Raw genomic sequence first — 20,973 nt, 5'->3', positions numbered from 1 at the left:
AGTGTTTAGTGATTTTTTTGTTTTGATTGAGTTTTTTCGCTATCAGCGAACAGAGCATCTACAAATTCTTTACTGTTGAATGCACGTAAATCTTCTATGCCCTCACCAATGCCAATATAGCGAATCGGAATGGGATATTGGTCCGCAATAGCAAAGATTACACCCCCCTTGGCGGTGCCATCCAGCTTTGTTAAGCATAATCCAGTTAAGCCAACAGCCTCATTAAACAGCTTGGTTTGACTCAGGGCGTTCTGACCTGTGCCCGCATCTAAGGTGAGCATGATTTCATGGGGAGCTTGCGGGTCTATTTTCTTAATCACTCGCACTACTTTTTTAAGTTCTTCCATTAAATGCTCTTTATTCTGCAAGCGCCCTGCAGTGTCCGCGATTAATACATCGATATTTCTGGCTTTAGCTGACTGAAAAGCATCAAAAATGACTGAAGCGCTATCGGCACCACTTTGTTGCGCAACCACTGGAATATTGTTGCGCTCTCCCCATACTTGTAATTGCTCTACTGCCGCGGCCCTGAAGGTGTCGCCAGCGGCCAACATGACTTTTTTGCCTTGCTGCTGAAATTGTTTGGCCATTTTGCCGATAGTGGTTGTTTTACCTACACCATTTACTCCCACCATTAATATCACAAAAGGTTTCTTGTCGGTTTCAACTTTGAGAGGGCTGTCTACCGCCTTTAATATGTCAACCATTTGGCTTTTGAGTAAATCAAATAATGCGCCAGAGTCACGCAATTGCTTGCGGTCAGCAACTTCGGTCAGTTTTGCCACCATTTTACTGGTGGTAGTAATGCCCACATCAGCGATTAATAATTGCGTCTCTAATTCTTCAAACAGTTCATCGTCTATGGCTTTACCGCGAAATAGGTTAGCTAAACCACTACCAATATTTTCTGTAGTGCGCGATAAACCGCGTTTTAAGCGACTGAAAAAACTGACTTCTTGGCTGACTTGAGCTGACTCTTGGCTAGTATCGACCACTACTTCACTTTCCGTGCTGTCTTGTTCAGTGTCAGCAGGCAGTGATGTATTATTATCAATAGTTTGATTAATAACTGGGGCTGTAGATTCGTCTTGAGTCTCGATTGAATTCTCAGCGTGAGTCTCAATCTGCGTCACATTATTGGAATTATCATGTGCTTCTTGGGCCTCTATGCAATCGGTCTCTACAGTCTCGACAGCCTGCGGCACATCACTTTTCTTCTTGTCTTTATTTAGCCAGCTAAAAAACTTTGACATATTTTTGCTAAATCCTTGGGAAATTCTTAGGTTATTTAAGATAAACTATCACTTAGTGTGGGCAATAATAGCATTTCAAAGACCTATGAAGCGAGGCGTAAAACCATCAAAACAGCCAACAGGCTCAATCAGGATCATTAGTGGTCGCTGGCGCGGGAGTAAATTACCTGTTGCTAACGTGCTAGGACTGAGACCAACCACCGATAGAAATAAAGAAACTCTGTTTAATTGGTTGATGCCTTATGTGCTAAACGCCCAATGTCTTGACGTTTTTGCTGGCAGTGGGGGCTTAGGATTTGAAGCCTTGTCTCGCTATGCAAAACACGTGGTATTTATGGAATTAGATAAAGGGGCAGTGGAGAATATTCAGCATAATTTACTCAAGCTGAAAGTTGACGCCCAGCAAGCTAAAGTAATTAATGGTAATGCTCTGCAATTATTAACTCGCTGTGACCAGCAGTTTGATCTGATATTTCTTGACCCACCCTTTCATCAAGGTTTGTTGCCCGAAACCATAGGTTTAATCAATCATCATAAACTTTTGGCGCCAGCAGGCATTATTTACATAGAGAGTGAGTTATCAGCTGCGGACTATGCCATTCCTAGCGAATGGCACTTACTTAAAGAGCGGCAAGGCAGTCAACTATGTTCGCGTCTATATCAGAAGCACTAGTTTTATATTAAACCACCTATTCTTCAATAAGTTAACTAATTGATTTCAATGCCAATATTACTAATTCCAGGTTCAGTAGCAAAGGTTCTTAGTAGTTTGCATGTAGAGGCGTTGTGTGGATGTTTTTTTATCAAGACTAGCAGTTCTTTTTGAACTTCTATTTCCCATTGCATCAAAGGATGCGCTTTAATTTCAGCATCAGAAATTTCTCCTTCAGCGGTTTCCTCAATAAAAGCTTCTACTCCTCCTTGAGATAATTTGCTGACAACTACGGCCCCTTGCGGATCTTCACCTTGAATCAATAGAATAATAGCTGTCATTGACATAGCGACATCTAGGGCAGGGTAAACACCATAATTATCAAAATCAGCGGTGTCTGGCACAGCCGTTTCTACTTTTTCTAACTGAGCGGTGAAATTAATTTTGGCCTTAGGCGAGGCCAGCCAATCCCAAATAGCATCTAAACTATTGCGGTAGAGGCTCGGATCAGCAAACTCAGTGACTTCACAAAAAAGCGTATAGTTGGGCAGCATTCTCTCAAGTAGTGTTGCGGCATAAGCCACGGCCTGCCATCCTTCTAAATCTCTAACTTCTTGAAATATAGTTAATTTTTTTAACAAGGCTTTTTCCTTCCTTCATTTAAGGTAATGAGTAATATTGACCGACACCGTCAAGCAGCATCTGAATAGAAATCATGATTAAGATCATGCCCATAAGGCGTTCAATAGCAATTAAACCACGTTCTCCGAGTAACTTATGAAACAAACTGGAAAACATCAAAATACCGGCCGAAATAAACCAAGCAAGGCCCAAAGCTATAGTCCAATCTAACATGCGACTATGATCTTGATTTGCTAACAAGATGAGGGCTGCAAGGATGGATGGTCCTGCTACCATAGGAATAGCAAGAGGCACAATAAAGGGCTCTTCACCTGGTGCTAAGCCTGTCACTCCTCCCGGTTGTGGAAATATCATTTTTAGGGCTATAAGAAACAATATGATTCCGCCAGCAATACTGACGGTTTCCTGTTTAACACTTAAAAAGCTGAGTACTGCCTGACCACTATATAGAAATATCAGCATAATAATGAGAGAGAATATCAGTTCTCTAGCGAGCACAATGCGGCGACGTTTAGGCTCTATGGATTTAAGAACAGACATAAACACTGGCAGGTTTCCCAAGGGGTCCATGATAAGGAAAAGCGTTATGGCAGCTGACCATGTGTCCATTTTTTACTCGAAACTGTGCTTAAAACAACATTAGTTTAACGCATCTCTGGATCACTACCCAGTTATTAGTTAAAAAATAGTTTTAATTTCAAGGGCTTGATGCTTTAATTATTGGTACTTTAAAATACGTAATTCAACATTGTTGTAATTCGCCATAATCTTAACTAGTAAAACTAAACAATTACGCTTTAATTGAATACATTAATTTGCTGAAAATAACCTGAATAAAACAGAGAGGAAACAAATATGAGTCTCATGACAGTATCACAAGTTGCAGAGTTTCTCGGCGTACAAGACGTTCGCGTAGAACGATTAGAGCGTGAAAGTTTATTAATAGCGCAAGAAAAAGACTCAGACGGAAAACCCTTATTTGATTCAGTCGCGGTGGAAAGATACAAAGTCCTTGCGGAACGTTTAGGCGGCTTATAAAAATAGAAAGAGTGAATATGCCTCTCGCTAAAAGCACATTCACTCCTATTTTTTGATTACCTAGAACGCAACTAGGGCCCTAGCAATCGTCCTAAACCCTTGGGCAGTTGCTCCAGCAGGCATAAGATTGTTAGCACTGCCGTTATAAGCTGCAGCTAAGTCTATATGTAACCAGCCAGTTCCTTCTTCGTTGACAAAGCGTGATAAAAATCCTGCTGCATTAGACGCACCACCCGCTCCACCGCCTTTTTGTACTCGACTGTTAGCGGTATCGGCAAAGTTAGAAGGGCACTTTTCTCGATGCCATTTTTCTAACGGCAGACACCAAGCTAGTTCATTCTCTAATTCAGCCCATGCCATTACATGCGGATGCAGAGACTTATCTAGACTGAAGAATGCATTGTACTCATCACCTAATGCGACATGTGCTGCACCGGTCAGCGTTGCGGCATCAATAATCAAGGGAGCCTTGGTTTCGCTGGCAGCAATCAGACCATCTGCTAAGACCAAACGACCTTCAGCATCGGTATTAACAATCTCAACTGAGGTGCCATTTTTATAAGTAATAATATCGCCTAGCTTAAAGGCATGGCCGCTAACCAAATTCTCTGCACAACACAGGAATACTTTTACCCGTTTATTTAAACCGCGCAGTATGGCTAAGCCTAAACCACCCACTACTGTTGCCGCGCCGCCCATATCGCACTTCATGCTGAGCATGCCTTCACTTGATTTAAGACTATAACCACCGCTGTCAAATGTAATGCCTTTACCCACAAGACAGGCAGCAACAGGTGTATTTTCATCACCGCTGGGGTTGAAGTCGATTTCAGCCAATACCGGTGGCCGAGAACTGCCGCGGCCCACTTGATAGATACCATGCCAACCTTGTTGTTGTAACTCTTCGCCCACTATCAGTTTACTGGTAATAGAAGTGGGGTTAAGTGAACTTAACCATGCAATACTTTGCTCAGCTAATAGTTGAGGGGACAATTCTTCGGGCGTAGCGTTTATCAAGTTGCGAGTAAATAACATAGCAGTTAAGCGGCGTTGCAGTTCGACTTTGTCTTGATTATTAGTCCATTCAATTTGTGTTGTTTTTTTAGCCGAGGTAAAACTTTGCGCAAAAGACCACTGTTGCTCAATCTGCCAATCGCCTAACAACTTAACATTCTGCAAACCCATTGCGTCTAACACTCGTGCCGCTTTCTGGATTAATATATGGTCTTGTAAAAGATCCTTAATATGGATTTTAAACTGATCGCCTTGTGAAGAAACAAGGGTGCCGGGTGCATAATAATCAGCAATAGTGTCGGTAGTTAAATAGATATTACAAAAAGACATAGTGGCTCCACTAAAGTGTGATAGTTAACTAAGGTGAATTCCAAATAATGAAATTCAGCTAGTAGTTGTGTTCGTGGTCAATAATAACAGGTGTATAGGCACTTTGGAGAAATGTTGAATGCAGTACCCTGTAAAGTTACGTCGTGGAATCTTAATTAAGCGTTACAAGCGTTTTTTAGCTGATGTCGAATTGGATGATGGCAGTGTTGTTACCGCCCATTGCGCCAACACGGGAGCGATGACAGGTTGTGCAGTATCTGGTTGGCAGGTCTGGTTATCCCATAGTGATAATCCCAAACGTAAACTAGCTTTCAGTTGGGAGCTGGTTCTTACGACTCAGGGACAGTGGATTGGTATCAATACCCATAAGGCAAATGAATTAGTCGCAGAAGCCTTGGCTGACAATAGGCTCAAAGAACTCCTTGGCTACAGCCGCATTCAGCGAGAGGTCAAGTTTGGTCAAGAAAACAGTCGAATAGATTTTCTGTTACGTGATGATAAGCGGGCTGATTGTTACCTCGAGGTGAAGTCAGTGACCTTATTACAGAATGGACAGGGTTATTTTCCAGATGCGGTTAGCTTGCGGGGACAGAAACATTTACGTGAGCTGAGCCAGTTAGCGAGGGAAGGGAAACGAGCTGTTTTGCTATTTTGTGTGCAACATAGTGGGATCCATTCCGTTAAAGTGGCACAACATATCGACCCCCTCTATGCTCTCGAATTAAACCGAGCAGTGGGCTGTGGTGTTGAAATTTTCGCCTATGGCGTCAGTATGTCTCCAGAAAAAATCTTTATAAATCAAGCAATCCCATTTATTTTTTAAATTAGCTGTTGATTTTTCTCGCGGGGACGCCATATTGCGCAGCTCACTTTGATTTTCGCGTGCGTTGGTGAAGGTATAAGCGCAAAAAATTGCCTGTGCAAGGGCTTTCTGATATACATAGCCGCCTGCACATTTCAACTCGTGCAGCAGTTTAGGAGATTTGGCAAATGCCAACAGAAAAAACAACAAAAACACTTGGTTTACTCGCGCTTGCCGGTCTTACTCCTTATGTAGAGAAAGACGGCGAAGAGTATATGAACGATAAACAAATGGAACATTTCCGTTTATTGTTGAAGGCGTGGCGGAATCAATTGCGTCAGGAAGTCGATCGAACTGTTCATCACATGCAAGATGAAGCAGCCAACTTCCCTGATCCGGTAGATAGAGCCGCTCAAGAAGAAGAATTCAGCTTAGAGCTGCGCACTCGTGATAGAGAGCGTAAGCTTATTAAGAAAATCGAAAAAACCTTAAAACGCATCGAAGATGACGATTTTGGTTTTTGTGATGCTTGCGGAATTGAAATCGGCGTACGCCGTTTGGAAGCAAGACCCACAGCAGACCTTTGCATCGATTGCAAAACTATGGCCGAAATCAAAGAAAAACAGTTGCAAGGTTAATCCTCGCATCAGTAGGGTCCGTGTTGTACCAATACAACACGGCCATTGCTATTTATAGACTGTTCTCGCCCTATGCCCATACTGAATGCTAACCCATCCTTAGTTTATGTAGGTCGCTTTGCCCCCTCGCCGTCCGGGCCCTTACATTTTGGCTCCTTAGTCGCTGCATTAGGCAGCTACTTGCAAGCACGCAAATTGCAAGGTAAATGGTTAGTTCGTATCGAAGATATTGATCCGCCCAGAGAAATTAGTGGTGCGAGTGCCCATATCCTAGATACCTTAGAACAACATCATCTGTATTGGGATGACACGCCAGTTTATCAAAGTCAGCGTACAGCGCTTTATCAAGAAAAAATAAATGAATTAGTGGCTCAAGGTTTAACTTTCTTTTGCCATTGCACCAGAGCGCAATTAGCCAGTCTTGCAGCAAAAAAACTATGTCCCTGCGCGGATAATGTATTGTCAGCTGATGATGCTGCTGTGCGTTTTAAAAATTCTGCGGATATTGTCTCTTTTTATGATCTCGTGCAACAGCAAGTAAATAGAGTAGTCAGCGACACTCAAGCGCAGTTTGCCATTAAACGTAAAGACGGTTTATTTGCATATCAATTGGCGGTGGTGGTTGATGACATTGCTCAAGGCATAAGTGAAGTTGTGCGTGGTGCTGATTTATTACATGCCACATTTTATCAGCTTGCCTTGTATAAAGCCTTTGGTGCTCAGCCTCCTCGCTTCGCTCATTTGCCCTTGGTACTGAGTGCCAATGGGGCTAAATTGAGTAAACAAAATCATGCCCTAGCCATTGATAATCAGCAAGTAACACAGAATTTATTCAATGCCATGGAGTTTCTGGGTTTGATGCCGCCGCAGTCCTTGGCAAAAGCAGCACCAGAGGATATGTTGAATTGGGCGATAAATGCATGGGATTTGAGTGCCGTGCCGCGCAAAATCGCCTGCAATGACAATAGAATTAAGGCGTTATACAGTATATGATTAGCGCCGATTTTTCGACTTAACTCAGTCAGGGAGTACAGCTCATTATTTCTCGAGTCATCGACAAGGTAAAAGATGCTTTGCGCGGCAAAGCTGTTGTTCAGCCAGCTAAACTTAGCGCGGCTATAATACCTCGTGCCGATCATCCTATTTCTCGCGATGATATTAGCGAGAATGCGTTGAAGGTACTGTACCGCCTGCACAATGCTGGCTATCAAGCGTATTTAGTCGGTGGCTGCGTCAGAGATATATTGCTCGGCAAGCACCCTAAAGATTTTGATGTCACCACCAATGCTACCCCAGAACAAGTCAAAGGCTTGTTTCGCAATTGTCGTTTAATTGGTCGACGCTTCCGACTTGCGCATATTGTGTATGGCAGGGAAGTTATTGAGGTTGCAACTTTTCGCGGCCATCATGAAGAAAGTGATGACGACAGTGAGACCAGTTCTGATTTGAGTAAACAGAGCGATCACGGCCAATTATTGCGGGATAACGTATTTGGCAGTATTGAAGAAGACGCTCAGCGCCGCGATTTCACCATTAATGCTATGTATTATAATATCGCTGATTTTTCAATTTGTGATTTCGCCGGTGGTATGGCGGCCATAAAAGCCAAAGAAATTGCGCTAATTGGCGATCCAGAAACTCGTTATCGTGAAGATCCCGTGCGTATGCTCAGAGCCGTAAGGTTTGCGGTGAAGCTGAATATGCGGATCAGCGATAAAAGTGCCAAACCCATCAATCAACTTGCTCCTTTGTTAGCTAATATTCCGGCGGCACGCTTATTTGAAGAAGTACTGAAACTGTTGCTCTCAGGCCAAGGACTCGACACTTTCCGGCTGCTTTGCACCTACGACTTATTTGAGCCCCTTTTTCCGCAATTAGGTCCCTTACTGGCTGATGGACAAAGTCGCGAAGTTAAGTTTGTGGAACAGGTATTGACCAATACCGACAATCGAATTAATACCGGCCAGCGTGTCACGCCAGCGTTTATTTTTGCCGCATTTTTATGGTATCCCTTGGAAGAGCGCTGTCAGCAGTTAATGGTAGAAGGGGGCTTGACCCATTTTGATGCCTTTAATCTGGCCTTAAACGACGTATTGCAAAAACAAATTCTGCGCATCATGATCCCCAAGCGTTTTAGTATGCCGATTCGCGAAATATGGCAGTTGCAAACGCGCTTATCTAAACGTTTTGGTCGACGTGCCTATCAAATGCTTGAGCATCCTAAATTTCGTGCCGCCTATGACTTTTTATTATTGCGTGCTGATGTTGAAGGTGGGCCTTTATTAGAGTTAGCTGAGTGGTGGACTGAATTTCAGAGCGCAGATGAAGAAGGGCGCAAGAATCAGCTTAATGACCTTAGGAAGACCGAAGGTTCTGGACCAAGCACTCAGCGAAAACGCCGTTATCGTGGTAAAAATAAGAAAGCTGAATGATAAATGTCTATTTGGGCTTAGGTAGTAACTTAGCCGAGCCTAGTGTGCAAATTAGCCGTGCCTTACGCGCCCTAGCGAAAATTAAAGACACGTCTGTTGTTAGTTGCTCTAGCTTGTATGCAAGCCTGCCAATGGGGCCCAAAGACCAAGCAAACTATGTCAATGCGGTGGTTCATTTACACACAAATCTTTCCCCTCTAGATTTATTAGCCGCCACACAAGCCATTGAGTTAGAGCAGGGTAGAGAGCGTAAGAATGAACGCTGGGGTCCGCGTACGCTAGATATTGATATCTTATTATATGGTAATGAGATGATAAATAACGACGAATTAGTTGTACCTCATTATGGAATGAACGTTCGCGAGTTCGTGCTTTATCCCTTGTTGGAAATTGACCCTGAACTGTGTTTGCCCGGGGGAAAAATGCTGGCAGATATCGCTAAAGATTGTCCAGTCAATGGCTTGTCAATTTTGTCACCAGCTCCTACTTTTTAGATATTCTCTAAAAAGGCAGGTTACTATTACGTGTAAATTCATCTAAACCCACTTATTGTTCGAACTAGGATTGGAGCAGCATTTATGAAAAAGGTAACGACTTCAAGCTTGTTAAAGATGAAGCACGATAAGCAACGGATCTCAGCGTTGACCGCCTATGATGCCAGTTTTGCTAAGTTATTTGATGAGCAAGGAATCGACGTTTTATTGATTGGCGATTCTTTGGGTATGGTATTACAAGGTAGCGACGATACCTTAGGTGTGACGCTTGCGGATATTGCTTATCATACTAAATCGGTACGCAGAGGCACGCAGCGGGCTTTTGTGGTAGCTGATATGCCGTTTATGTCCTATGCCACACCAGAGCAAACATATACCAATGCAGCACAGCTTATGAGCGCAGGCGCCAGCATGGTTAAACTAGAAGGTGGTTCGTGGTTGCATGGCACGATTAAAGGCTTAGTTGAGCGAGGTGTTCCAGTATGTGGACATTTGGGCTTAACGCCTCAATCGGTTCATGTTTTTGGTGGATTTAAGGTCCAAGGTCGTGAAGATTTACAGGCTGAAAAAATTTGTGATCAGGCCAAAGATTTAGAACAAGCCGGAATACAATTGTTGGTATTAGAATGTGTGCCTTCAGGTTTAGCTGAACTTATTTCCAATAGTGTCAGTATACCTGTTATTGGTATCGGTGCGGGTAATCTGACAGACGGGCAGATACTGGTTATGCATGATATGTTGGGCATAAGTGCTAACTACATGCCTAAATTTTCGAAAAACTATTTACAGTCTAGCGGTGATATTCGTCAGGCGGTCAGTGATTATATTCGGGAAGTTCAGGATGGTAGTTTCCCTTCCAGTGAGCACAGTTTTAAATAAATCGAATTCAGGTTAATTAGTTTGTTAGGACACATTTGATGCAGATAATCAGTGATATTCCGCTCTTAAGAGAACAAAGAAGAGAATGGCAAGCGGGTGCTAAAGTCATAGCTTTTGTCCCTACTATGGGCAACTTACACCAAGGTCATCTGAATTTGGTCAGAGAAGCAAAAAAACACGCTGATATTATAGTCGTGTCTATTTTTGTGAATCCGATGCAATTTGGCCCAGACGAAGATTTAGATGCTTATCCACGAACGTTACAAGATGATGCTAAATTGTTAGAGGACTTGGGCGTTAGTGTATTATTTGTGCCAAAAGTCAGTGATATTTATGCTCGAGGTCTTGAACAACAGACCTTCGTTGAAGTTCCAGGTATTTCTTATATGATTTGCGGCGCGAGTCGACCAGGCCACTTTCGTGGCGTGGCTACCATCGTATGTAAACTTTTAAATATGGTACAACCTAACTTGGCGTTTTTCGGTGAAAAAGACTTTCAACAATTACAAGTGATTAAAGCCATGGTGGCGGATCTATCCATGAATTTACAAGTCATAGGTGTAACCACAACCCGTGAATCAGATGGTTTAGCCATGAGTTCTCGCAACCAGTACTTAAATCCACAACAACGAGCCACCGCGCCATTTCTATACGCTCAGTTAATCGATATTGCTGATGCAATTGAACAAGGTCGCAGAGATTTCTCGGTGCTAGTGGCGAAGTGTAAGGCGGAGTTGGTGGAGCAAGGTTTTAGTCCGGATTATATTGAGATCCGTAATGCATACTCCTTACTACCACCTGGTCATGAAGATACCAGTTTAGTCATATTAGCTGCTGCTTTTATGGGTAAAACTCGCTTGATTGATAATATTCAAATTCAGTTATAGCCAAGGCTCCAAAAGAGCTTAAACGAATAAAAAGCAGGTTGGTTAACCTGCTTTTTTATGCTTAGCACACAATTTTTGCCAAATCTTGGTTTTAGTCGCTAATGCTAACTGCTCATCGAGAATATTCTGCAGATCTAACTCAGTGGTCAATGGGTTTGCAATAACCACTCTAAAGACAGTAATGGCTTGTGTATTGTATTTTTCAGTTTGCAAACGAGTGCGCGAGACAAAAGATTTACCTGCTTCACGTTGTTGCTTCTGTATAACGACATTAAGTTGATCAAGTTCTAAATTTAAAGCACTAGCCAGTTGAGGCATACTATCGATTTTGCTTTGTAAGGCTTCTGGATTAAGGCGATAGGTTAACAATGACAGAGTTGGTGCAGTGATCAGTTCAAAGTCAGGATTGGACTGGATCATACGAGCAAAAGTTTTGGCCTTTTCTATGCTCTGATCAATTAATAATTCGTAACCTTGACGTCCAAAAATATGTAATGAGGCGTACACCATCATCGCCATGCCATTACGAGAGCCTTCTAGTGTGGTTGCTCCCAAATCTTTGGAGCCCGCACGCAGGATATATTGGGCATGATGACGTACTGCATTACTGTCGTTAGGATCTTTAAACAACACCATGCCAGCACCCATTGGTACATACATCTGTTTGTGTGCATCTATGGTAACGGAATCAGCACGTTCGATACCCTTCAACAAGGTGCGATAAGTACGTGAAAACAGCGTAGCGCCACCCCAAGCTGCGTCAACATGAAAGTTACAACCTAACTCAGCAGCCACATCCGCTAATTCATCCAAGGGATCAACGTGTCCAGTTTCAGTGGTACCCGCAATACCTACGATAGACAATATTTTATTGCCTTCTGCTTGATACTGTTTGCCCACTGCAAGGGCCTTCTCAGCCGATAAACGTTGAGTCGGGCAGTCTATAGTGAGTAATTGTTCGCGACCTAAACCGAGCAAATCTACCGACTTAGATAAGGAATAATGACCCCGTCTAGATGACAGTACACCCATTTTCTTGATGCCATAATGCTGTAAACCGGCAGCCAAACCTTCGTAGGCGACGCCACGAAATTGCGGAGTAGCTGGTAAAGCTTTATTCCTGGCAACCCAAAGCGCGGTGACATTTGCAATAGTGCCACCAGAGCAAAAAGCCCCTAAGGCATGATTCGCGCTGTGTAAGTAAGTACGATAAAAATCACTTGATTGGCCATAAACCAATTCATGCATCATGCCCAAAACTTGTCGCTCAAGCGGAGTAAAGGCTTTGGATGTTTCAATTTTGACTAAGTTTTGATTCAAACCTACCAATAACTTTGCTAAAGGCAAATGAAAATAGGGTAAGGCAGACGTCATATGGCCAATAAATGTCGGCGAATAAGTATTGACCGAGTTCGCAACGAGTTTGTCTAACAAATTAGCCGCGTGTTCAGAAACAAATTCCGGCTGTTCAGGTACAGCATATTCGGAAAAGTTCTTTTCAATTTGCTCCAAAGACTTAACCGTGGTGACAACATGTTGCGACAAAAATCCGGCAAGATTGTCTGAAAGATGTTGTTCAATTTGGGCTAACTTCGAACTTTTACCTTCTGGCATAGTAAAGACTTTATAAAGGTGTTCTAAACTGACTTCGGCTCCACCCACACTCGTGACCCTAATTGAAAACTTTCAAGGCGCGAACTTTACCTTAAAATCGGGGCCATACCAATAGTTTGCGTTTGAATAGCTGCTTGGTTATTTAGTCAGTCCTGCTATATTGTGTAAAAAACAATAAGAAAGAGTCAAATGCAAGTCGCTCATGTAAGCAGAGATTTTAGTTTGGATAGGGTCGTACCCTTTTTTCAACCCATCATCGATATCCACAATGACATCGTATGGCGCTACGAATGTTTGGCAAGGTTTATCAATGTGGAACAGCAATCGTTTGTTCCAACCGAACTTTTGTATCTAGTTGATCGTCGTCATTCTAAAGCACACTTAACTCACACTATATTTAACGGCAGTGCTAATTATTTTCGTCACATCAATATGGCATGGAGTATTAATCTCAGTTTACAAGACATGCTTGATCCAGAAATGACTGACTTTATGCGCACACAATTGCAGGATTACCCAAATCCTACTCGTATTTCAATTGAAATTGCGGCAACAAACGCCTTAGAAAATCGCGCGGCTTTTAATGAATTTGCCCTCTTATCTAAGAGTTTGAATTTGAATATAACTCTCGACCAACTTGATCCTCAGCAGGAAGACTTATTGCAATTATTATCTTTGCCAGTCGAAGCAATCAAGATATCAGTCAAAGACATCAGACATTCCCAACAGAAGACTAAAGTTGCAGAGGCTTTAAAGGTGTTTTTTAGTAAAGCCGAAGAAAAGGGGATTGATCTCATCGCAGAGCATATTGAACATAAGGCTGAACTAGACATGATCCGTGCCCTCGGCATTCAATACGCACAGGGTTTTCATTTCAGTCTGCCCAAAGCCTTTATAGATTAGCAATAAGTTGCCAGCTTGACTGGCCGCTGCGCCAATATTTGCGCTCAAAGGGCGTCATAGCTTTTTCGGCTGTATAGGGCTGAGTTTGCGCAAGCAACTTAGCGATTTTTAAGGCTGCTGCAAACTCCTGAATATAAAGTGGCCAATTGCTTCGAACTTCAAGTAAACCGCCAAGTTTAAGAATATTTGGAAATGCCGATGAGGCATACCATCTGTTTTGTAATTGTGCTGCCTTAGGATAAGGATTTGGGTATAAAATAAAGTGTTTTGTAAGCATCCATTTTTCAAGAACAGCTAATCTCCAAAAGTCATTGAGGTCGGCTCTAACAAGTAAATAGTTATCTGTATCAATAGCATAGGAGTGGTGTTTGTCGATTCTCACCGCTGACTTATCAATTCCGATTACTTTTGCATTAGGATGAGCTTGGGCAATGAGACTGGTACTTTCACCTACACCGCAGCAAGAATCAAAAATCAGTTCGCCTTGCCAGCCATTAAGCCAATCTTTGCTTGCCATAAAGGCAGCCTCAGAATGAGCCGACAAGGGTTTTTGCGTTTGCGTGTTTAAATACTTCTCCACTACTTTCTGCAAGTTTTGATGCAGACCAAGTTGATTAGTATCTATGCTGCGAGCAAGCTTTTGCATAGGTTTATCTTTTGTTTAAATGACTAGGGCTATCAGCTTCGAATACCTACACCGCGATTGATGAGTGAATAAGCGACCGATAGTAATATGACGTTGAAAACTACTAACAAGCCGAGTGCCCAGTAAGGGTTGACGTCAGAAACACCAAGAAAACCATATCTAAAACCATTAACCATATAGACGATAGGATTAATTTTACTCACCCATTGCCAAAACTCCGGCAACATTGATAGGGAGTAAAATACGCCACCCAAGTATGTAAGTGGGGTTAAAATAAAGGTTGGAATAATGCTGATATCGTCAAAGCTATTGGCGAAAATAGCATTAATTAATCCCGCAGTGGCAAATAGAATAGCGGTTAATATTAAGGTAATCACAATAAAACCAAGGTGGTGAATTTGGATATCAACAAAAAATAGCGATACCGTGGTCACAATGATGCCAATTAATAATGCTCTAGCGACACCGCCGCCTACAAATCCGGCAATGATAACCCAATTAGGTACTGGGGCAACGAGCATTTCTTCAATGTTATGTTGAAACTTAGCGCTATAAAATGACGAACAAACATTGGAATAGGAGTTAGTGATCACCGCCATCATAATCAGGCCGGGAACAATAAATTCCATATAGCTAAATCCACCCATTTGGCCGATACGGCTGCCTATCAAATTACCAAATATGACAAAATACAGGCTCATGGTGATGGCTGGGGGTAATAAAGTTTGCACCCAAATACGCAGGAAGCGTGTGCACTCTTTGATCCAAATAGTGCGCAAGGCTACAAAATTACGATTAACCATTAGTGACTTCTCCTGTGACGGGGTGACGACCGGATTCAACAAGTCTGACAAACAGTTCTTCTAAGCGATTGGATTTATTGCGCATGCTTAATACTTGAATGTCTTGCTGACTTAATTGTTCAAAAACGCTGTTAAGGCTCGCTTCTTTGTGCACGTCGATTTCCAGGGTATGGTCGTCTAATAGACGAGTTTCAAAGCCTGTTAAAGTTAAAGAATCAATGTTCTTAGATAAATCCAATACAAATGTTTCGACATTTAAGGTAGCCAACAAAGACTTCATACTGGTATTTTTAACAATGATGCCTTTATCGATAATTGCAATATTACGGCATAACATTTCAGCTTCTTCAAGGTAGTGAGTTGTCAATATTATAGTAACGCCTTGTTCATTTATGGCCTTTAAAAAAGTCCACATTGAACGACGAATTTCAATATCAACCCCAGCGGTAGGTTCATCAAGAATAAGCATTCTAGGTTCATGCATCAACGCCCGTGCAATCATAAGGCGTCTTTTCATTCCGCCGGATAAGGTTCGTGCGGCCGCATTGCGCTTTTCCCATAAATCTAACTGTTTTAAATATTTTTCCGCTCTAGGTTTTGCAATATTGCGCGGTACACCGTAATAACCAGCTTGATTTAACATAATTTGCATCAAGGTTTCAAACTGATTGAAATTGAATTCTTGTGGGACTAAGCCGATACATGATTTGGCTAGTTCAGCTTGTTTAGAGAGCGAATATTCGAATATAGTAACGTCGCCCGCTGTCTTGTTTACTAATGAACTAATAATTCCAATAGTGGTCGATTTACCCGCTCCATTGGGTCCAAGTAAAGCAAAAAAATCGCCCTGCTTCACCTGAAGGTCAATGCCATGCAGTGCCTTTGTTCCACTTTTATAGGTTTTAGTTAAACCTTTTATATCGAGTGCATACATTTTTATTGCCCTAACGTGATGAGGTGGGTGCAGAAGACAAGCGTCTAAGTCCAATAAAGGACTTTTATTCTCGACAGGCGATATGCCGCTCACTTTTCATAATTCAAGTTTTGTTACGAAAATTTATCTATTTTCAGTGTTACACATTCATTTTTTATTGAATTGCAGACGCTAAGTTATTCAGCTGACACCATTGAAGTAAGTGAGCGAGAATAGTTTACTGTTCTGATGAAAATAAGGCGAGCCACAAAAGTGAATCGCCTTATTCCGCTCAAGAAGCTTGTCATGCAATGACAATTAAGGTTTTATGTTATTTAATATCGCCATATTTTTGGGTGAAATAATAGAGCCCGTATTGGATTGAAAGTCGGTTGCAAAACTATCATCGTCTTGATCAGCAATAAAGCTAAGTAAACAACTACTATAATTTGATACAGCTTTGGCCAATTTGGTGCCGTCTCGCTTCGAAATTAATACGGTATCACCTACAGTGAACTGCCCTCTGACTTCTGCAATTGCCTCACTGGTGAGGAGTTCGCTTTGAATGTCCATATCAAACTCAAAGTCATTTTCCACCACTACTTCACCTTGGGCATCAGAGGTATAAGTCATCCAATGCACTAATTCTTTCATAGGCTTTGCTACTGGGAAAAAATGCGTGCCTGGATTTTGACCGGCTAATAATTGATTAAATGCCGTTTCTGAAAATCCATTAATGATAAAGGTATCAATACCATGAGAGGTGGCCTTTTCTGCCGCCTCAACTTTAGTACGCATGCCACCTGTTCCTAATAATCCCGCTTCGCTGCCCGCCATGGCATAAGTGCGCTTATTAATCTCTTTTATTACAGGAACCAATACGGCGTCGCTATGTGTACGTGGGTTTTTGTCATACAAACCGTTAATGTCAGAACAAATAATTAATACATCGGCGTCTGATGCCGCAGCAACCATGGCCGAGAGGTTGTCATTATCACCAACTCTCAGTTTATCTGTGGTAACCGTATCGTTTTCATTAATGATGGGTAAAATCCCATTATCTAACAGGGTATGAATTGTGTTTTTAACACTGACATACCGCTCTCTGTCACGCAGGTCACCATGAGTCATAAGTATTTGCGCGGTGGCAAAATCAAATAAATTGTTCCAAATGCCAATCATTTCAGTCTGGCCGGCCGCAGCCATTGCCTTTTTAATCGATACGCTAGGTTTCTCGATATCGGGAAATAAATGGGCACCGGCAGCAACAGAGCCAGATGACACTAATACAACTTGAATTCCCATTTCACGACAACGCACAATAAATTGTGCAATACCGAGTAAATACCGACTACTTACGCCTTTTCTATCTGGTGCTATTAATGCACTACCGACTTTAATGACCACTCTTTGCCATTTAAAATTAGTGCTATTACCATGAACCATTACTTCTGCTCCGCTAAAATTTGATTCGTTTTATTAAATAAGGTGATTGTGTTTTGGTTCGGTGCAGTGCCAAAGCGACTGACCACCCAAATAACTGAGCTACTTAATATGAAGCCAGGAATAATTTCATACACAACACTACTGAGGGCGCGCCCATCGCTTAGCACGGGCGCATAAATCCAAAACAACACTGTAACTGCCCCGGTAACGATGCCCCAAACGGCAGCAGTGTGGGTTAGATCTTTTTTATACAAACTGAATAATACAAGTGGTCCAAAGGCTGCGCCAAAACCAGCCCATGCGTTACTCACCAAGGACAAAATACTATTTGAACTATCAAGTGCCAATAGCATCGCTATAATGGCAACCCCGGCAACACCAAAGCGTCCAATGCGTACCGACTCTTTTTCACTGGCTTCTTTACCGGCTTTCATTCGATAAATGTCTTCAGTCAGCGAGCTGGCAGAAACCAGTAGCTGAGAAGATATGGTGCTCATGATAGCGGCAAGAATAGCCGCCATTAAAAAGCCGCTAATGAGGGGATGAAAAAGTAAATTAGAAAAGATGATAAAAATGGTTTCAGGATCATCAACCACTAAGCCAAATTTATTGGCATAAGCCACGCCCACTAAGCCAGTCGCTAGTGCACCAATTATAGTGACGCTCATCCAGCTCATACCAATTAAGCGTGCAACTTTGATATCAGCAACTGAGCGAATAGCCATAAATCGAACAATAATATGCGGTTGACCAAAATAACCCAATCCCCACGCCAAACTCGAGATCAATGCCCAAAAGCTTAAATCTCCCATTGAGGCAGAAAAGCTAGGGATAGATAATTGCGCAAAGTGATTTAAATCAGCGATGTTGTCGAATTGCATATAGGCCACTACAGGCACTAAAATCAGAGCAATAAACATAATACAGCCCTGCACAAAGTCGGTCATACTGACTGCTAAAAAACCGCCTAGAAGGGTATAAGACACAACCACACCGAGGGTGATGACCAAACCAAGGTGATAATTTAGATTAAAAGCGGATTCAAATAACTTACCGCCAGCCACTAGCCCTGCAGAGGTATAGAGGGTGAAAAATAATACAATGATAACAGCCGATATCACTCTAATGCTGCCTTTGGGTCGATCAAAACGCTTAGCAAAAAACTCAGGTATGGTGAGTGAATCATGCGCCACTTCGGTGTAAACCCGCAATTTAGGTGCCACAATAATATAGTTGATTAAAGCGCCTAGGGTTAAACCAATAGCGATATATATGGAGCCGTATCCTGTGGCAAACATTGCGCCAGGTAAACCCATTAACATCCAGCCACTCATATCAGAGGCGCCCGCAGATAGAGCGGTGACTTGCGGACTGACTTTGCGTCCACCAAGTAAATAACCAGACATATCGCTAGTAGAATTTTTATAAGCAAACAATCCAATACCTAACATCGCTAAAAAATACAGTGCTAAGGTGATGTAACTCATATTGTCCATATTGTTCCTTATTATTTTTTATTTTGGTACGACCACAAGAAAAAGTCCGTTCTGTAGAGACTTTCGTTTTGGAAGTTGGATAAATCAATATATTGCAAAATATGCACTTGTTGGTGCACTAAAGTCGAGCATTATAAACTAAAACCATTATTAATGTTTAGTGTTCTAACGTTATATATATACGTAATTCTCATATGAAAGGCGAATCTGCCCTGTTTATGGCATTTTTGTTACTTTTTTATGCACGTTTAGTGGTTATCTTACATCTTCACTATTAGTTGCTTATATTAAATAAGTATAATTAGTTAGAGCTCAAACTAAATTCATTTTATGTTGAAAATAAGTTTATACTCGAAATTGACCATTGTTATAGCCACAAGACACCGAAATGAAAAAGTATGAAGAGTTGCTAGTATCGCTGCGAAAAGTGATACGTGCCATCGATATATATTCTAAAAAACTCAATAAAGACACGGGCTTAACTAGTCCTCAGCTTTTGGTTTTGCAACAAATAGCCATACAAAAAGATGTCATGGTAAAGGATATCGCCAAAAGTATAAATCTGAGCTCTGCGACGGTAACTACTATCTTAGATCGCTTAGAACCCAGAGGTCTGGTGACAAGACAACGCTCTACAATCGATAAACGCAAAGTTGGCTTACACGTGACACCTGCAGGATTCGCCGCGATCAACGGTGCGCCTACACCACTACAAGATCACTTTATTCGACGTTTTGATTGCTTAGAGCCTTGGGAGCAAACGCAACTAGTTGCTACCATGCAGCGTATCGCCTCGATGATGGATGCGCAGGATATTGAAGCGGCGCCACTATTAGAACTTGATACCTTGAAAAGTTTATCAAACAAATAAAGTTTGGATGTTGGCGCTAAGGTAACCATAGTTGAGGAATATGAAAGTGAGGGAAACGATTATTAGTTCAGATGGGTTAATACGTTGTCGTTGGTGTGCGGAAAAAGATGACTTTATTCACTATCATGATAATGAGTGGGGAATGCCGGTAAAAGACGACCAAGGATTATTTGAAAAATTCTGTCTTGAAAGTTTTCAGTCTGGTTTGAGTTGGCGCACAATATTGGCTAAACGTGAAAATTTTCGCCGTGCGTTTGTACATTTTGATTTCAATCAGGTCGCGCTATTTAATGGCAATGACATTAACCGTTTAATGTCCGATGAGGGTATTGTTCGTCATCGTGGCAAAATTGAAGCAGTCATCAATAATGCGCACAGAGCCAAAAGCCTGATAGCAGAGTGGGGGTCATTAGCTCATTTTTTTTGGCCTTACGAAGTCGCAGTGAATACTTATATGCCACAAAGTTTAACCACCTCAGCAGAGTCTGTAACACTTGCTAAAGAATTGAAAAAACGTGGTTGGAGATTTTTGGGGCCCACCACTATTTTTGCTTTTATGCAGGCAACAGGCTTAATCAACGATCATGCAGAACATTGCCATAGTAGGGATATTGTTGAACAAGCTAAACAAAACTTTATTAGACCTTAATCGATCTTAGGTACACGCTTCGAACCCTCAGTCTAATAACTTAACTCAGGCTTTTGCACCTCTGTAACTCAGCTTTATAAGATAATAACTACCTCCTAGAGCGAGAATGATAATACCTAAACCAATTATTGCTAAGGGCTCATATTTCTCTAAATCCAATAAAATCACCTTGCGAGATACAGCGATAACAGCCACCAATAAAACTACCTCTGCATGTATGACATTTTCCTTGAAGTACATTTCTACCGTCTCTACAAGCTCGAACCCAATAAGAATAATAAAAAAGAAACCAAATATTTTAAACAATTCATCTATTTCAAGAAAAAGCACATCATCTGTCGGATCAAATAAATCTAAATACAGAATTATGCCAAGCTCAACTATTGCAATAGCGACAATCACTGTCATCAAGATAAGTACAATAAACGACATCCACTTTTTGATTGTATGAATATAAGAAACTGCTTGATCTATGCTTTTACTCACTGAATGTTTACTCCGATTATGTATTAGGCCCTTTAAGGGAGTATTAGTTTACTAGTATGTGTAGTGAAGTGAAACTGGACAGACT

The 20,973-nt window shown here is 41.8% G+C and carries 23 protein-coding genes; 12 read left to right on the top strand and 11 right to left on the bottom strand.

Annotated features, from left to right (window positions below; all coding sequences use genetic code 11):
• Window positions 1–5: 5 nt before the first annotated feature.
• Window positions 6–1,253: a signal recognition particle-docking protein FtsY gene (ftsY, locus tag ABKW31_RS10805; RefSeq protein ID WP_348616361.1), complete on the bottom strand. Its 1,248-nt coding sequence runs from the start codon at window positions 1,251–1,253 to the stop codon at window positions 6–8.
• 85 nt (window positions 1,254–1,338) lie between these two features.
• Between ftsY and rsmD the strand changes: the two genes are divergently transcribed.
• Window positions 1,339–1,926: a 16S rRNA (guanine(966)-N(2))-methyltransferase RsmD gene (gene rsmD, locus ABKW31_RS10800; RefSeq protein ID WP_348616360.1), complete on the top strand. Its 588-nt coding sequence runs from the start codon at window positions 1,339–1,341 to the stop codon at window positions 1,924–1,926.
• A gap of 35 nt (window positions 1,927–1,961) precedes the next feature.
• Here rsmD and ABKW31_RS10795 read toward each other — a convergent pair whose 3' ends face one another.
• On the bottom strand, window positions 1,962–2,546 hold the full coding sequence (locus ABKW31_RS10795; RefSeq protein WP_348616359.1) for a YjaG family protein: 585 nt from the start codon (window positions 2,544–2,546) through the stop codon (window positions 1,962–1,964).
• 19 nt (window positions 2,547–2,565) lie between these two features.
• The gene (locus ABKW31_RS10790) at window positions 2,566–3,156 is read right to left on the bottom strand and encodes a YhgN family NAAT transporter (RefSeq protein ID WP_348616358.1); all 591 of its coding nucleotides are present in this window, start codon (window positions 3,154–3,156) and stop codon (window positions 2,566–2,568) included.
• A 246-nt stretch (window positions 3,157–3,402) separates the two neighbouring features.
• Here ABKW31_RS10790 and ABKW31_RS10785 point away from each other — a divergent pair, with 246 nt between their 5' ends.
• On the top strand, window positions 3,403–3,585 hold the full coding sequence (locus ABKW31_RS10785; RefSeq protein WP_348616357.1) for a helix-turn-helix domain-containing protein: 183 nt from the start codon (window positions 3,403–3,405) through the stop codon (window positions 3,583–3,585).
• A 60-nt stretch (window positions 3,586–3,645) separates the two neighbouring features.
• On the opposite strand, the gene pepB is transcribed toward ABKW31_RS10785, so the two are convergent.
• Entirely contained in the window at window positions 3,646–4,929 is a 1,284-nt protein-coding gene (pepB, locus tag ABKW31_RS10780) for an aminopeptidase PepB (RefSeq protein ID WP_348616356.1), read from the bottom strand.
• Between the two features lie 118 nt (window positions 4,930–5,047).
• Between pepB and sfsA the strand changes: the two genes are divergently transcribed.
• The 7 genes from sfsA (at window position 5,048) to panC (ending at window position 11,061) form a co-directional block, all read left to right on the top strand.
• Window positions 5,048–5,752 (top strand): DNA/RNA nuclease SfsA, encoded by a 705-nt coding sequence (gene sfsA, locus ABKW31_RS10775; protein WP_348616355.1) that lies wholly within the window; start codon window positions 5,048–5,050, stop codon window positions 5,750–5,752.
• Between the two features lie 167 nt (window positions 5,753–5,919).
• Window positions 5,920–6,369, top strand: coding sequence for an RNA polymerase-binding protein DksA (gene dksA / locus ABKW31_RS10770; protein ID WP_348616354.1), 450 nt, complete (start codon window positions 5,920–5,922; stop codon window positions 6,367–6,369).
• 72 nt (window positions 6,370–6,441) lie between these two features.
• On the top strand, window positions 6,442–7,362 hold the full coding sequence (gene gluQRS, locus ABKW31_RS10765) for a tRNA glutamyl-Q(34) synthetase GluQRS (protein ID WP_348616353.1): 921 nt from the start codon (window positions 6,442–6,444) through the stop codon (window positions 7,360–7,362).
• Window positions 7,363–7,490: 128 nt separating this feature from the next.
• Window positions 7,491–8,801, top strand: a complete 1,311-nt coding sequence (pcnB, locus tag ABKW31_RS10760; protein WP_348616481.1) for a polynucleotide adenylyltransferase PcnB — start codon at window positions 7,491–7,493, stop codon at window positions 8,799–8,801.
• Complete coding sequence (folK, locus tag ABKW31_RS10755) at window positions 8,798–9,295, top strand: 2-amino-4-hydroxy-6-hydroxymethyldihydropteridine diphosphokinase (RefSeq protein ID WP_348616352.1); 498 nt, start codon at window positions 8,798–8,800, stop codon at window positions 9,293–9,295. Before pcnB ends, folK begins: the two co-directional genes overlap by 4 nt.
• An 84-nt stretch (window positions 9,296–9,379) precedes the next feature.
• Window positions 9,380–10,174 (top strand): 3-methyl-2-oxobutanoate hydroxymethyltransferase, encoded by a 795-nt coding sequence (gene panB, locus ABKW31_RS10750; protein ID WP_348616351.1) that lies wholly within the window; start codon window positions 9,380–9,382, stop codon window positions 10,172–10,174.
• A 38-nt stretch (window positions 10,175–10,212) separates the two neighbouring features.
• The gene (gene panC / locus ABKW31_RS10745; protein WP_348616350.1) at window positions 10,213–11,061 is read left to right on the top strand and encodes a pantoate--beta-alanine ligase; all 849 of its coding nucleotides are present in this window, start codon (window positions 10,213–10,215) and stop codon (window positions 11,059–11,061) included.
• A gap of 42 nt (window positions 11,062–11,103) precedes the next feature.
• Here the strand turns inward: panC and panP are convergent, their stop codons facing one another.
• The gene (panP, locus tag ABKW31_RS10740) at window positions 11,104–12,723 is read right to left on the bottom strand and encodes a pyridoxal-dependent aspartate 1-decarboxylase PanP (protein ID WP_348616349.1); all 1,620 of its coding nucleotides are present in this window, start codon (window positions 12,721–12,723) and stop codon (window positions 11,104–11,106) included.
• Window positions 12,724–12,864: 141 nt separating this feature from the next.
• Between panP and ABKW31_RS10735 the strand changes: the two genes are divergently transcribed.
• Window positions 12,865–13,578, top strand: coding sequence for an EAL domain-containing protein (locus ABKW31_RS10735; protein WP_348616348.1), 714 nt, complete (start codon window positions 12,865–12,867; stop codon window positions 13,576–13,578).
• Here the strand turns inward: ABKW31_RS10735 and ABKW31_RS10730 are convergent.
• The 5 genes from ABKW31_RS10730 to putP all read right to left on the bottom strand — a co-directional run bounded on the left by ABKW31_RS10730 (window position 13,568) and on the right by putP (window position 18,882).
• Window positions 13,568–14,224: an SAM-dependent methyltransferase gene (locus tag ABKW31_RS10730; protein ID WP_348616347.1), complete on the bottom strand. Its 657-nt coding sequence runs from the start codon at window positions 14,222–14,224 to the stop codon at window positions 13,568–13,570. The two genes, ABKW31_RS10735 and ABKW31_RS10730, sit on opposite strands and share 11 nt — an antisense overlap.
• 32 nt (window positions 14,225–14,256) lie before the next feature.
• Entirely contained in the window at window positions 14,257–15,027 is a 771-nt protein-coding gene (locus tag ABKW31_RS10725; protein WP_348616346.1) for an ABC transporter permease, read from the bottom strand.
• Window positions 15,020–15,961, bottom strand: coding sequence for an ABC transporter ATP-binding protein (locus ABKW31_RS10720; RefSeq protein ID WP_348616345.1), 942 nt, complete (start codon window positions 15,959–15,961; stop codon window positions 15,020–15,022). The genes ABKW31_RS10725 and ABKW31_RS10720 overlap by 8 nt, the downstream gene beginning before the upstream one ends.
• Window positions 15,962–16,258: 297 nt before the next feature.
• Entirely contained in the window at window positions 16,259–17,386 is a 1,128-nt protein-coding gene (proB, locus tag ABKW31_RS10715) for a glutamate 5-kinase (RefSeq protein WP_348616344.1), read from the bottom strand.
• Entirely contained in the window at window positions 17,386–18,882 is a 1,497-nt protein-coding gene (putP, locus tag ABKW31_RS10710; protein ID WP_348616343.1) for a sodium/proline symporter PutP, read from the bottom strand. The genes proB and putP overlap by 1 nt, the downstream gene beginning before the upstream one ends.
• Before the next feature lie 388 nt (window positions 18,883–19,270).
• Between putP and ABKW31_RS10705 the strand changes: the two genes are divergently transcribed.
• Both ABKW31_RS10705 and ABKW31_RS10700 read left to right on the top strand, forming a co-directional pair.
• Window positions 19,271–19,753 (top strand): MarR family transcriptional regulator, encoded by a 483-nt coding sequence (locus ABKW31_RS10705; RefSeq protein WP_348616342.1) that lies wholly within the window; start codon window positions 19,271–19,273, stop codon window positions 19,751–19,753.
• A 46-nt stretch (window positions 19,754–19,799) separates the two neighbouring features.
• Window positions 19,800–20,402, top strand: a complete 603-nt coding sequence (locus tag ABKW31_RS10700) for a DNA-3-methyladenine glycosylase I (RefSeq protein WP_348616341.1) — start codon at window positions 19,800–19,802, stop codon at window positions 20,400–20,402.
• Between the two features lie 45 nt (window positions 20,403–20,447).
• Here the strand turns inward: ABKW31_RS10700 and ABKW31_RS10695 are convergent, their stop codons facing one another.
• A complete protein-coding gene (locus ABKW31_RS10695; protein ID WP_348616340.1) occupies window positions 20,448–20,888 on the bottom strand; it encodes a phosphate-starvation-inducible PsiE family protein in 441 nt (146 codons plus the stop codon).
• Window positions 20,889–20,973 lie beyond the last annotated feature (85 nt).

It is taken from the genome of Paraglaciecola sp. 25GB23A (assembly GCF_040012495.1).
Classification (GTDB): domain Bacteria; phylum Pseudomonadota; class Gammaproteobacteria; order Enterobacterales; family Alteromonadaceae; genus Paraglaciecola.
The sequence above is the reverse complement of the archived record's forward strand: the minus strand, read 5'-3'. Positions and strand labels throughout refer to the sequence as shown.